This is a genomic window from Phreatobacter cathodiphilus, from assembly GCF_003008515.1.
Lineage (GTDB): Bacteria > Pseudomonadota > Alphaproteobacteria > Rhizobiales > Phreatobacteraceae > Phreatobacter > Phreatobacter cathodiphilus.
The window spans coordinates 3,001,809-3,014,684 of record NZ_CP027668.1 but is presented as its reverse complement, the minus strand read 5'-3'; the positions used below and the strand labels follow the sequence as shown (position 1 = coordinate 3,014,684).

The following is a 12,876-nucleotide window of genomic DNA, read 5'->3' as shown; positions in this document are numbered from 1 at the left end:
GCATTCGGATGGGGAGGCCGCCATGCCGAAGCTCCTGCAGTTCCTTCTGGTCCACGCGGTCATCGGGTTCGGGATCGCCGGCTTCTTCGTCGCCTCCCTCATCGTCTTCGACATCGGCGGCTTCGCCACGCTCGCGTCCGGCTCCGACGTCGCGCCCCTCGCCGTCTCGGTGCTGACCTTCTTCCTAGGCCTCACCTTCGCCAGCGTGCAGATGGGCGCGGCGGTGATGCTGCTGCCGAAAGAGCACGATGCCGGCCCTCGAGGAGGCCATCGTCTGCCCGCGCCGGCAATGCCAGCCTACGCCACCGCGCGCGCCCGCCGCTGACGCCGCCACGGCCTCTTGCCGGCCCGCCCCTTCTCCTGTATACGCCCGGCTCTTCGGATCGACCGGCTGATCAGGGCTGCCGTGGCGATCCCGAAAGCTCACCATTGAGCCTTCAGAGGAACCCCGCCGGTTTCACGACCGGCAGTCGGGCGCCTCGCAACGAATGAAGAGAGCCAAATGCCCAAGATGAAGACGAAGTCGGGCGCCAAAAAGCGCTTCAAGATCACGGCGACCGGCAAGGTGATGTACACCCAGTCCGGCAAGCGCCACGGCATGATCAAGCGGTCGAACAAGCAGATCCGCGAGCATCGCGGCACCACTGCCATGTTCGAAACCGATGCCTACAACGTCAAGCGGTACTTCCTCCCGAACGGCTGATCGGCCCGGTTCGAGAAGCACCCCAACGAAATTGTAAGAGAGATCAGCCATGGCCCGCGTCAAAAGGGGCGTCACGTCCCACGCCAAGCACAAGAAAGTCCTCAAGGCCGCCTCCGGCTTCCGGGGCCGCCGCAAGAACACCATCCGCGCCGCGAAGGCTGCCGTCGACAAGTCGATGCAGTACGCCACGCGCGACCGCCGCAACAAGAAGCGCAACTTCCGCGCCCTCTGGATCCAGCGCATCAACGCCGCTGTCCGCGAGCACGGCCTGACCTATTCGCGCTTCATCGCCGGCCTCATCGGTGCCGGCATCGCCGTCGACCGCAAGGTCCTGTCCGACCTCGCCATCACGGCGCCGGACGGTTTTGCGGCCCTGGTCGAAAAGGCCAAGGGATCGCTGCCGGCGAACGCCTGACTTCTCACTCCTGAAGTCTGACAATTCGGCCCGCGCGACCCTCCCCGAGGGTGGCGCGGGCTTTTTCGTTCGCGGCTTGACGTGCCTTCCGCCGCCCGCCACACGATCCCAGCCCCATCATCCGTGACCAGAGCCATGACCGATCTCGCAACGCTCGAAAACGACCTGACGGCGCAGATCGCCGCCGCCGCCGACGAGGCGGCCCTGGAGGCCGTCAGGGTCGCCGCCCTCGGCAAGAAAGGCTCGCTCTCGGCCTTGCTCGCCACCCTCGGCCAGATGGCGCCCGAGGAGCGCAAGACGGCCGGCGCCGCCATCAACCAGGTGAAGGACCGCGTCACGGAGGCACTCAGCCAGCGCCGCGAGGTGCTGAAGAGCGCCGCGCTCGACGCCCGGCTCGCCGCCGAGACGGTCGACGTCACGCTGCCGGTGCGCGAGAGCCCGACGGAGACCGGCCGCATCCACCCGATCAGCCAGGTGATGGACGAGCTCACCGCCATCTTCGCCGACATGGGCTTCGCCATCGCCGAAGGGCCGGACATCGAGACGGACGACTATAACTTCACCAGGCTGAACTTTCCCGAGGGTCATCCGGCCCGCGAGATGCACGACACGTTCTTCTTCAATCCGAAGGCCGACGGCGAGCGCATGCTGCTGCGCACCCACACCTCCCCGGTGCAGGTGCGCACCATGCTGTCGAACAAGCCGCCGATCCGCGTCATCTGCCCGGGCCGCACCTATCGCTGCGACTCGGACCAGACGCACACGCCCATGTTCCACCAGGTCGAGGGCCTCGTCATCGACAAGGGCAGCCATATCGGCCACCTCAAGTGGATCCTCGAAGAGTTCTGCAAGGCCTTCTTCGAGGTCGACAGCGTGAAGATGCGCTTCCGCCCCTCGTTCTTCCCCTTCACCGAGCCCTCCATGGAGGTCGACATCCAGTGCAACCGCCAGGGCGGCGAGGTGCGCTTCGGCGAGGGCGAGGACTGGCTGGAAATCCTCGGCTGCGGGATGGTGCATCCCAACGTCATCCGCAATTGCGGCCTCGATCCGGACGTCTACCAGGGCTTCGCCTGGGGCATGGGGATCGACCGCATCGCCATGCTGAAATACGGCATCAACGACCTCCGGCAGTTCTTCGAGGCCGACGTGCGCTGGCTGAGCCACTACGGCTTCCGCCCGCTCGACCTGCCGTCGCTGGCCGGCGGCCTGTCGAGCTGAGGGAGACATCCGATGAAATTCACCCTCTCCTGGCTCAAGGACCATCTCGACACCGAGGCCTCCCTCGCCGAGATCACAGAGACGCTCACCCGCATCGGCCTCGAGGTCGAGGGGCTGGACGATCCCGGCGCCAAGCTGGCGGCCTTCACCATCGCCCATGTCATCTCGGCCGAGCAGCACCCCAATGCCGACCGGCTGCGTGTCTGCATGGTCGACACCGGCACGGGCGAGCCCGTTCAGGTCGTCTGCGGCGCGCCGAACGCCCGCACCGGCATGAAGTCGGTCTTCTCGCCCCCCGGCACCTTCATTCCCGGCAAGGGGATCACCCTCGGTGTCGGCACGATCCGCGGCGTCGAGAGCCGCGGCATGCTGTGCTCTGCCGCCGAGCTCGAACTCTCCGAGGACCATGACGGCATCATCGACCTGCCGGCGGACGCTCCTCTCGGCGCGCGCTATGTCGACTGGGCCCAACTCTCCGATCCGGTCATCGAGATCAACCTGACCCCGAACCGGCCGGACTGCACCTCCATCCACGGCATTGCGCGCGACCTCGCCGCCGCCGGTCTCGGCAAGCTGAAGACCGACGTCGTCCCGCAGGTGAAGGGCACCTTCCCCAACCCGCATAAGGTGGAACTCGCCTTCGCCAAGGGCGAGGAGAAGTACTGCCCGGCCTTCGCCCTGCGCCTGGTGCGCGGCGTCAAGAACGGCCCCTCGCCGGAGTGGATGCAGCGACGGCTGAAGGCCATCGGCCTCAGGCCGATCAATGCGCTGGTGGACATCACCAACTACGTGACCTTCGACCGCGGCCGGCCGCTCCACGTCTTCGACGCGAAGAAGGTTGCCGGCACGCTCGTCGTTCGCCGCTCGAAGGCGGGGGAGACCGTGCTCGGCCTCGACGGCCGCGTCTACGGCTTCACCGGCCACGAGACGGTGATCGCCGACGACAACGGCGTCGAATCCATCGCCGGCGTCATGGGCGGCGAGCATTCGGGCTGCGACGAGGGAACGACCGACGTGCTCATCGAGTCGGCCCTCTGGGACCCGATGGACATCGCCCGCACCGGGCGCAATCTCGGCATCGTCACCGATGCGCGCTACCGCTTCGAGCGCGGCGTCGATCCGAACTTCACGCTCTCCGGCGTCGAACTGGCGACGAAGCTGGTCATGGACCTGTGTGGCGGCGAGCCGTCGGAGGTGACGCTGGAAGGCGCCATTCCGGACACCGGCTTCATCATCAACTTCCCGCTCTCCGAGACCCGGCGGCTGACCGGACTCGACGTGACCGACCGCGAGCAGAAGCGCATTCTCGAAGCGCTCGGCTTCGACGTCTCGGGCAACGGGCCGATGGTGAAGGTCTCGCCCCCCTCCTGGCGTCCCGACATCCACGGCAAGGCGGACCTGACGGAAGAGGTGATGCGCATCGCCGGCGTCGACCGGGTGCCGTCCACCCCGCTCGACCGGGGCGGCACGGTGCCGAAGCCGGTGCTCACCCTCATCCAGAAGCGCACCCGCATGGCCAAGCGCACGCTCGCCGGCCGCGGTATGGTGGAGGCGGTGACCTGGAGCTTCATCTCCAAGGTTCAGGCCGAGCTGTTCGGCGGCGGGCAGCCGGCGCTGGCGCTGGCCAACCCCATCGCCTCCGACCTCTCCGACATGCGGCCGACCCTGCTCGTCGGCCTCGCCGCCGCGGCCCAGCGCAATTCCGATCGCGGCTATGGCGACGTCGCCCTGTTCGAGGTCGGACAGGTGTTCAAGGGCGACCGCCCCGAGGACCAGTTCATGGCGGCGACGGGTCTCCGCCGCGGCCTCGCCAAGCCGACCGGCACCGGACGGCACTGGCAGGGCACGGCTGCCGCCGACGTCTACGACATCAAGGCGGACGCCATGGCGGTGCTCGCCGCCGTCGGCGCGCCGATGGCAGGCATCCAGGTGGTGCAGGGCGGCCCTGCCTGGTTCCATCCCGGCCGCTCGGGCACGTTCCAGATGGGTCCGCAGACCGTGTTCGGGTCCTTCGGAGAGCTGCACCCGCGGGTGCTGGAAGCGCTCGACGTCAAGGGGCCGGTGCTGGCCTTCGAGATCCTGCTGGACAAGCTGCCGCCGCCGAAGGTCCGTCCAACCCGCACCAAGCCGCAGCTCGTGCTCTCGCCCTTCCAGCCGGTGGAGCGCGACTTCGCCTTCCTCGTCGACAGGACGGTGAAAGCGGGCGATCTCGTCAAGGCGGCCCAGGGCGTCGACAAGCAGCTGATCACCGGCGTGCAGGTCTTCGACGTCTACGAAGGCAAGGGCATCGACGAGGCGAAGAAGTCGGTCGGCATTGCGGTGACGCTGCAGCCGAAGGACAAGACGCTCACCGACGCCGAGATCGACGCCGTCGCCGCGAAGATCGTCGCCGAGGTGACGAAGAAGACCGGCGGCACGCTGCGGGCGTGAGGTCAGGGGCGGGCACCGTCGCGGATCAGCTTGTCCCGCGCCCGGCCTGGTGAACCCGGCTTTGCACTTCGCGAGTGCGTCCTTCGAGGCTCGTCCGGGACGATGCTGTCGCATCGCCCGGACTCGCACCTCAGGATGAGGACGTTGGAGATTTGCAGTTCGGCCAGTCAGTGGCCCGCTGCGCCCCCTGAGCATGCCCACGGTCTGCCAACCTCCACCTTCCTCATCCTGAGGTGCGAGCGGAGCGAGCCTCGAAGGACGCACTTCGGTGATGCAGCCCCGCGCCCTCAGACGATCTCGTCCGCCCTGAACACCCCCGCGAACCGGTCTGCCAAAGCCGCCAGTTCCGCCTCGTGCAGGCTCGCCGCGTCGATGACGCCGCCGGCCGGCGTCGGCAGGTCGCGGGTGGCGCAGGCGTCCGCCGCGATGGCCGTCTGGTAGCCGAGATCGAGGGCGGCGCGGGCGGTGGAGGAGACGCACATATGCGTCATGAAGCCGACGAGGATCAGCGGCGCCGAGGGCGCGCCGACGATCTCTGCGAGGTTGGTGCCGGAGAAGGAATTCGGCCGCGGCTTCTCCACCACCGCCTCGCCGGCGACGGGCGCCACGGCGTCGACGATGGCGCCGCGATGGGCCTCGCGGTCGAAGAGCGAGCCCTTGCCACCCTTGTGGGCGACGTGGACGATCTTGGCCCCGGCCTTGCGGGCACGGGCGAGGAGATCCGCCGCCTTGGCCACGGCGGGGCGGGAGCCGGGCAGGGCGATGGGGCCGTCGAGATACTCGTTCTGGATGTCGATGAGGACGAGGATGCTCTCGCCGAGCTTCGGCGGCACCGGCTTCCGGCCGGCGAGCTCCAGGAGGGTCTTGGGCTGGGTGGTCATGGCTTCGGGGGGCATGGGCGTCCTCGGATCGTTCTTGTCGGGGCGGCATCAAAGGGCCTGCTCCGGCCGGCGTAAACCATGGCGGGCGCGCCCCCTCCATGCGCGTGGCGCGCGGGGGTGACAGGCGGTATCGCGCGGCTCTAGCCTGTCGGAACGCTCGCGGCACAGGATTCCCATGCACCCGCTTCTTCGTCCGGCCGGCACCACCGGCGCCACGCCCGTCACATTCGTCACCCCCAGCACCTATCCGGACGCGAAGGCGAAACTGAAAGCCCCGCAACAGGCCTATCTCGACGCCGTCGGCTTCGAGCCGAAGGCGGGCAAGGCCGTCGTCGTCCCGGACGCCAAGGGCGCCGTGGCCACCGTGCTGTTCGGCATCGAGGCGGAGGGTGCCGCCCATCGCGATCCCCTGCTCGCCGGCAAGCTGCCGGGACAGATCCCGCCCGGTCTCTACCGCTTCGCCAACGATCCCGGCGACGCGGAGCGGGCGGCCTTCGCCTTCGTCACCGGCCAGTATCGCTTCACCCGCTACAAGAAGGCCTCGGCGAAGCCGGCCCTGCTGGTCGTGCCGGACGGCGTCGACGGCGCGGCGGTGAGCCAGGCCGCCGAGGCGACGGCGCTCGCCCGCGACCTCATCAACACGCCGGCCAACGATCTCGGGCCGGCGGAGCTGGAAGCGGCGATCCGCGACCTCGGCAAGCGCCACCGGGCCAAGGTGACCTCGGTCGTCGGCGAGGCGCTCCTGAAGCAGAACTTCCCGATGATCCACGCCGTGGGGGCCGCCTCGCCGCGCGAGCCGCGGCTCGTCGACCTCGTCTGGGGCAACGAGAAGCACCCGAAGGTGACCCTGGTCGGCAAGGGCGTGTGCTTCGACACCGGCGGGCTCGACCTGAAGCCCTCCTCCGCCATGCTCTTGATGAAGAAGGACATGGGCGGCGCGGCCGCGGCCATCGGCCTCGCCCACATGATCATGGCGGCGAAGCTCCCCGTCCGCCTGCGCCTGCTCGTTCCCGCGGTGGAGAACGCCGTCTCCGGCGCCGCCTTCCGCCCCGGTGACGTGTTCCCGACCCGCAAGGGCCTGACGGTGGAGATCGGCAATACCGACGCCGAGGGGCGGCTGGTCCTCTGCGACGCGCTGGCGCTCGCCGACGAGGAGGCGCCGGTGCTCCTCGCCGATTTCGCGACGCTGACGGGCGCGGCGCGGGTGGCGCTGGGGCCGGACCTGCCGCCGGTCTATACCCACGACGACGGGCTGGCGACGGAGCTGGCGGCCGCAGGCCTCGCGGTCGGCGATCCCGTCTGGCGGCTGCCGCTGTGGAAGCCCTATGCCGGCGGGCTCGACAGCAAGATCGCCGATCTCAACAACGTCACGACGGGCGGCTTCGCCGGCTCGATCACCGCCGCGCTCTATCTCGAGCGGTTCGTCGAGAAGGCGCAGAGCTGGCTGCATGCCGACGTCTATGGCTGGGTGCCGGCGGACAAGCCCGGACGGCCGCAGGGCGGCGAGATGCAGGCGGCGCGGGCGCTGTTCGCCGTGCTGAAGGCAAGGTTCGGGTGAGGTTCCACGGAGAACGCCGCCCGGCCTGACGCAGCGCGCCCCCACCTCTCCCTGGCGGGGAGAGGTGATTGGACCCCTGCCCGCCGCGAAGAGGTGAGCCGGAGCCCGCCGCGCCATTCCGCCATCCCTCCACCCACGCCTCCCCGTTCCCGCGCCTCGACAGGCCGGGGTTTGCTCCTCGCGGTCCCCGCGCCGCTCCATCGAGACGCGCGAGGGGTGAAGCGCCGTCAGGCGCGGAGGCGAAAAAGCCTCCGGGCCGGCGGGTCCCCCCGCAGGCCCGGACTTCGTGTGCCGAAGCCCGCCGGCTCGCGGGGATTCCGTTGGTAGCCCGGATCAAGCATCCGGGCTGACCCGAGGAAACGGACCCCACGCGAGCCGGCGCGCCTCACGGCGCTTCACCGCGGCATTTGTCGTTCACCGGGCCGCGCGTCCGGGGCGAGCGGGGCGGGAGGGCGGGACGCGATGCCCCGACAGCCTCCCGGGCCGAGAACCGTCGGGGGGCGGACCCTGCGACGGCCTCCGGCCTGGCCTCGAGGACGCGGTGTCCCGCATGCCCGAAGCCCCCCGGCAGGGAGGGTCGCGCCCGCCCGCCGGTCCTGCTCGCCCGCCTAGCGATGCTCCTCGCACAACGGTCACCCCCGGCGCGGATGCGCCCGCAGGGCCCGAAGGGGCGGTGTTCCCGGCGACGCCCTCGGCGCGCGGGCTGGTGAGGCCGCCCGCCAAGGGAACCGCCCCTCCGCCCCATCGCCCGCACCACCGGACGATGCCTCGATGAAGGCAGAAGGTGGGGGAAGCATGCGGCAGGTTCGCCAAATGGGGAGATGTTTCGCGCGGATTTTTTCGGGGGTGCGGGAAAGAGGCTGGGGATCAGCGGGTTGGGCGGAGGGCGACGCGGGAGGGGCGTGGACTTGTCCCCGGTGTCAGGGGCGCGACGCTGGGGCAACCCTCTCCCCCCGTGGGAGAGGGTGCCCGCGTCAGCGGGCGGGTGAGCGGGCGGATGCGCGGTGTACGGCAGGCCCCCTCATCCGGCGCATAGCATCGAGCGAACGCGAGATGCGGTCGCATCTCGCTATGCGGCGCCACCTTCTCCCACGAGGGGAGAAGGATCGCAGCCCCTGACGCGGAGGTGTCGTGACGGGCGCCGCTCCAAGGCGCGCGCAGGCAGCCATGGCTTCACCCCACCCTGCTTTCGCTCCGCTCAAGCGACCCTCCCCCTCCAGGGGAGGGTCAAGTGACCCCTTGGTCGGCCGGCGGGCGAAGTGTGCCGCCTACAGCCGTTCCAGCACGATCCGGCCCTCGTGCCACAGCAGCAGGCCCCATCGGGCAGCGCGGTTGATGATCCAGCAGTCGTCCAACTGCGGTGTTTCCGCATGGCGCGCTTCGGGCAACTGGTCCATGTCGAGCAGCTCGGGAATCAGATCCGGCAAGGCGGCCGTGTCGACGCCGATGATGATCACCGCGTCGGTGTTGGCCGTCCGCGCGCAGAACTCGACCCACCCCGACAGGTCTTCCGCGGCGATGATCTGGCGAAGCGCCTCGCGCGTCACGGATCCATGCGGCGGGCCGTAGCATAGGCCCTTCGCGTACCAGTCACCGGACTGGGGGAAGCGGCCGCCGAAACGTGCCAGTTCGCTCGCGTGGTCCGCGTCTGCCGCGATCGTGAACCGGTCGCACAGACCGGCCACGACAGGCGCGGTCCGGGCAAGGACCGAGGCGGTATCGACACGCTTCAGCCGGGCCAGGTTCTTCTGTTTGAGGACCTCCATCCGGGTCGATGCAGTACTGTCCCTGGACACGTTCCTCGGCTCCGGTTGTGCCATGCACCGGCAGCAAAGCGCCATCCGGTGCCCGCCGCAAGACGGCGGTGGACGCACTCCGTCCGACCCGATAATCGGCTCAGACGGGCCTCGCCCTCACCACTTACGGGTTGCGAATTGATCTCTCTCGCGGACATTCAGGACGACGATATCGCGGCGTTCAAGACGGAGCTCCAGGCAGCCTTCGCCCTGGCCGTCGTGGACGAGTACGGAGACCTGCCGGACGGGCCGATTCCGTCGGACGAAGTCCTCGACGGCGCCATCAGCGCCCCCGGAGCCGAGGTGCTGCGGATCCTTCGCGACGGGCGCAAGGTCGGTGGAGCCGTCGTCACGATCAACGACAACCATCACAACTCGCTCGACCTCTTCTTCGTGAACGTGGGGGAGCACGGCCTCGGGATCGGGCTGGAGGCATGGCGCGCCATCGAGCGCCGCTACCCCGATACGATCACGTGGCAGACGCACACGCCCTATTTCGAGAAGCGAAACATCCACTTCTACGTCAACAAGTGCGGTTTCAGGATCGTCGAGTTCTTCAACAAGCGCCACCCGAACCCCCATGAAGCGGACGAGGCGGACGACCTGCCGGGGGACGGTGATGCGTTCCAGTTCGAGAAGGTGATGAGGACGCTGCCCCCGGAGCACTAGGTTCCGCGCGTTGCCGACGCACTTGCCCTCGGGGGGCGCCGCCGTTTCCCGCCGCCTCACCCCTCCGCGGCGACCTCGCCCCTCTCGATCAGCATCTCGCGGATGAGCTTCTTCGGCACCTTGCCGTAGCCCGACTTCGGCAGTTCCTCCCAGACGAAGACCTGGCGGGGCATCTTGTAGCGGGAGAGCTTGCCGTCGAGATGCCTGAGGATGTCGCCCTCGGCGACGCTGGCGCCCGGCCGCTCCACCAGCACCGCGACGCCGGCCTCGCCCCAGCGCCGGTCGGGGACGCCGAGCACCGCCACCTCGGCCACCGCGGGATGGGTGAGGATCACCTCCTCGATCTCGCGCGGATAGACGTTGGAGCCACCGGAAATGTACATGTCGGAGGCCCGTCCCGTGATGTAGACATAGCCCTCCTTGTCCTTGTGGCCGAGGTCGCCGGTGCGGAAGAAGCCGTTGCGGAACGACTTGGCGTTGGCCTCCGGATTGTCGAAATAGCCGGCGAAGACGGCCGGGCCCGCGACGCAGATCTCCCCCGTCTGGAAGGGCGCGAGTTCGAGGCCGGCCTCGTCGAGGATGCGCACGTCCATGGCGGTGCGCGGGAAGCCGCAGGTGCCGATGCGGCCCTGCACGGCGTCGTCGATGTCGTGCTCGCGCGTGGGGAAGACGGTGATGTTGCCGGTGACTTCGCCGAGCCCGAAATACTGCACGATGCACTTGCCGAGGCGCGTCAGCGCCATCTGCTGGTCGGCGCGGTACATGGGCGAGCCGGCATAGATGACGTGCTTGAGGCTGGTGTGGTCGTGGCGGTCGGCGGCCTCGTGACCGGCGAGCATGGTGAGGATGGTGGGCACCGTGAACATGTTGGTGACCCGGTGCTCCTCGATCAGCCGGAACGCCTCCTCGCAGTCGAGCCGTTCGCTCGACAGGAGGATGGTGCGGGCGCCGCGCGCGACCTGGGTGAGCTGGTGGATGCCGGCGCCGTGGGAGAGCGGGGCGACGACCAGCGAGGCGTCGTGCTCGGTGGTGCCGGGCACGAGGTCGGCGAGATGGTTCGTCACCACGAAGCCCATCTGGCCGTGGGTGAGGACGGCGGCCTTGGGGCGGCCCGTGGTCCCTGAGGTGAAGAAGAACCAGCAGGGATCGTCGTAGTCGACGGCCGCCACCGGGCCGGGGGACCCATGCCGCTCGCCCTCGGCGATCAGCTCCTCCCAGTCGACGGCGGCGAAGGCCGCCTCGCCGATGGAGATGGTGAGGGCGAGGTCGGGGTCGCTCTCGGCCACGGCGGCCGCGTGGCCCTCGAAGATGGCCTCGCAGATCAGCGCCTTGGCCCGCGCCGCCGCGGCGATATAGGCGACCTCCTGATGGGTGTTGCGGAAATTGGTCGGCACCCAGATGGCGCCGATCGTCCAGACCGCGAACATGGCCTCGAACATGGCGTTGCCGTTGCGCGCCTGGCAGACGACGCGGTCGCCCTTGCCGATACCGCGGGCGCGCAGCGCCACCGCCGCCGCGTCCACCCGCGCCGCCATCTCGCCCCAGGTCCAGGTGCGGTCGCGCCAGACGAGCCCCGGCCGGTCGGCCAGGCGCCGGGCGGTGCCGTGCAGCAGGTCGGCAAGGTTCATCACCCGCCGGGACATGGGCGCGGGGATCATGGCGCCGTCGGCGGCGAGGCGGGGTCCGAGGGTATCGGGCATGGCAGGCGTTTCCGTTCCGTCTTTTGCGGAACGATAGCACCGGCGCGGGCGGAGTTAACTCCGCCGCACGGCAGGCCCGGCAACCCCGGTCAGGCGGCGTGGCGGTCGGCGGTGGCGCCGAAATGGCCGATGTAGCGCGGGTTGATGGCGCTCACCGGCAGGACGACCAGCACGTCGGTGGTGTTGAACTGGCGATCCACCACCGCGCCCTCGCCGATATAGGCGCCGAGGCGCAGATAGCCCTTCACCAGCGGCGGCAGGGCGTGGAGCGCCTTCCGGCCGTCCACGGCCTCGCGCGACAGGCGCCCCATCTCGACGTGGCGGGAGGGCAGGGCGCGGGCGGCCCAGGCGGCCGGGGCGCCGGCGTGATGATGGAGGAAGGAGAGTTCCAGCGACAGGGCGCGCGGATCGGTGCCCTCGAGGCTGGCGCAGCCGAACATGACGTCGACCCGGTGGGCGAGGACATAGGTCCAGATGCCGTGCCACAGCAGCTCGACCGTGCGCTTGTTGCGATAGGCGGGCAGGACGCAGGAGCGGCCGAGCTCGAGAAAGCGCTTGCCGCGGTGACGCTCCAGGAGGCCGGAGATGTCGAACTCGCTGGCGGTGTAGAAGCCGCCGTTGCGATCGGCCACCTCCTGCCGCAGCAGGCGGTAGGTGCCGACGATGGCGGGCCGCGGGGCGCCGAAGGGCGGCCGCTCGGTGACCGCGTGGTCGATGACGACGAGGTGGTCGCAGATGGCGTCGAAGGCGTCGATGTCGCGGCGGGCGAGGCGGGAGGGGCCGTCGGCGATGGCCTTCATCTCCTCGTAGAAGACGTGCCAGCGCAGCCGCTGGGCGCGGCGGACCTCGGCCGCGTTGGCGGCGAGCCGGACCTCCAGGCTGCCGATGCGGCCGAGCGTGCGCGGCAGGGCCACGGCGCCGGCGCGGGGGGAGAGGCCGCCATAGGCGCGCATCATGGGGATGATCTTGCGTCCCTGGTCGGCCCAGGCCGAGGGGCGGAAGTGGCTGGCAAGGCTGTTGCTGGTCCGGGCAACGGGATCGAGCATCGGAAGTCCCTCGTCCGGACCCTACCCGAATCGGCGGGACCGGCGTGAGACGACCTCGTGCCGCAGCTGGCCGACGGCGCGATGACGTCTCGACGACGGGACGGTGACGCGTGGTCGCCCTTAGTCGGCTATCTTCAGCTGCGGCGCGTTCGCGGCCTTGGCGTCCATGGCCTTGTGGGCCTCGCCGAGGGCGAAGAGATAGGCGTTGGTGGCGTCCATCATGCGGTTGGAGGCGTCGGCGAGTTCGGCGAGCACCCGGGACTTCTGCGCGTCCGAGATGGCGCTGGCCCGCACGGCATTGCCGAAGGCGGCGAAGCCCGTGGTGACGGTGCGCAGGATTTCCAGCTCCGACAGGCCGTTCGGGCGCTGCATGTTCTGGCTGACGGACACAAGCTTCACGGAAGGCCCCCTCGCTCTCCGCAACAAGCTGTCACGCCATGGTTAACGGGTGGTGAAGATG

The 12,876-nt window shown here is 69.6% G+C and carries 12 protein-coding genes; 7 read left to right on the top strand and 5 right to left on the bottom strand.

The features are described from left to right. Positions 1–22: 22 nt before the first annotated feature. The 5 genes from C6569_RS14490 (at position 23) to pheT (ending at position 4,766) form a co-directional block, all read left to right on the top strand. A complete protein-coding gene (locus tag C6569_RS14490) occupies positions 23–325 on the top strand; it encodes a hypothetical protein (protein ID WP_106749515.1) in 303 nt (100 codons plus the stop codon). A gap of 177 nt (positions 326–502) precedes the next feature. Next, positions 503–703 (top strand): 50S ribosomal protein L35, encoded by a 201-nt coding sequence (gene rpmI, locus C6569_RS14485; RefSeq protein WP_106749514.1) that lies wholly within the window; start codon positions 503–505, stop codon positions 701–703. A 49-nt stretch (positions 704–752) separates the two neighbouring features. Next, positions 753–1,118 carry a 50S ribosomal protein L20 gene (gene rplT / locus C6569_RS14480; RefSeq protein WP_106749513.1) on the top strand — a complete coding sequence of 122 codons (366 nt, stop codon included), beginning with the start codon at positions 753–755 and terminating at the stop codon, positions 1,116–1,118. A gap of 135 nt (positions 1,119–1,253) precedes the next feature. After that, a complete protein-coding gene (gene pheS, locus C6569_RS14475) occupies positions 1,254–2,336 on the top strand; it encodes a phenylalanine--tRNA ligase subunit alpha (protein WP_106749512.1) in 1,083 nt (360 codons plus the stop codon). Between the two features lie 12 nt (positions 2,337–2,348). Further along, on the top strand, positions 2,349–4,766 hold the full coding sequence (gene pheT, locus C6569_RS14470) for a phenylalanine--tRNA ligase subunit beta (protein WP_106749511.1): 2,418 nt from the start codon (positions 2,349–2,351) through the stop codon (positions 4,764–4,766). Positions 4,767–5,053: 287 nt separating this feature from the next. Here the strand turns inward: pheT and C6569_RS14465 are convergent, their stop codons facing one another. Beyond that, the gene (locus C6569_RS14465) at positions 5,054–5,662 is read right to left on the bottom strand and encodes a cysteine hydrolase family protein (protein ID WP_245898111.1); all 609 of its coding nucleotides are present in this window, start codon (positions 5,660–5,662) and stop codon (positions 5,054–5,056) included. A 160-nt stretch (positions 5,663–5,822) separates the two neighbouring features. Between C6569_RS14465 and C6569_RS14460 the strand changes: the two genes are divergently transcribed. Continuing rightward, a complete protein-coding gene (locus tag C6569_RS14460; RefSeq protein ID WP_106749510.1) occupies positions 5,823–7,205 on the top strand; it encodes a leucyl aminopeptidase family protein in 1,383 nt (460 codons plus the stop codon). Between the two features lie 1,268 nt (positions 7,206–8,473). Here the strand turns inward: C6569_RS14460 and C6569_RS14455 are convergent. Further along, positions 8,474–9,001, bottom strand: coding sequence for a hypothetical protein (locus tag C6569_RS14455; RefSeq protein ID WP_146144813.1), 528 nt, complete (start codon positions 8,999–9,001; stop codon positions 8,474–8,476). Between the two features lie 138 nt (positions 9,002–9,139). Between C6569_RS14455 and C6569_RS14450 the strand changes: the two genes are divergently transcribed. Beyond that, positions 9,140–9,670 (top strand): GNAT family N-acetyltransferase, encoded by a 531-nt coding sequence (locus tag C6569_RS14450; protein ID WP_106749508.1) that lies wholly within the window; start codon positions 9,140–9,142, stop codon positions 9,668–9,670. Positions 9,671–9,726: 56 nt separating this feature from the next. Here the strand turns inward: C6569_RS14450 and C6569_RS14445 are convergent, their stop codons facing one another. From C6569_RS14445 to C6569_RS14435, 3 genes are all read right to left on the bottom strand, one after another. Continuing rightward, entirely contained in the window at positions 9,727–11,370 is a 1,644-nt protein-coding gene (locus C6569_RS14445) for an acyl-CoA synthetase (protein WP_245898110.1), read from the bottom strand. A gap of 89 nt (positions 11,371–11,459) precedes the next feature. Beyond that, positions 11,460–12,326: a l-ornithine N(alpha)-acyltransferase gene (olsB, locus tag C6569_RS14440; RefSeq protein ID WP_245898346.1), complete on the bottom strand. Its 867-nt coding sequence runs from the start codon at positions 12,324–12,326 to the stop codon at positions 11,460–11,462. Positions 12,327–12,536: 210 nt separating this feature from the next. Beyond that, complete coding sequence (locus tag C6569_RS14435; protein ID WP_146144812.1) at positions 12,537–12,815, bottom strand: hypothetical protein; 279 nt, start codon at positions 12,813–12,815, stop codon at positions 12,537–12,539. Positions 12,816–12,876 lie beyond the last annotated feature (61 nt).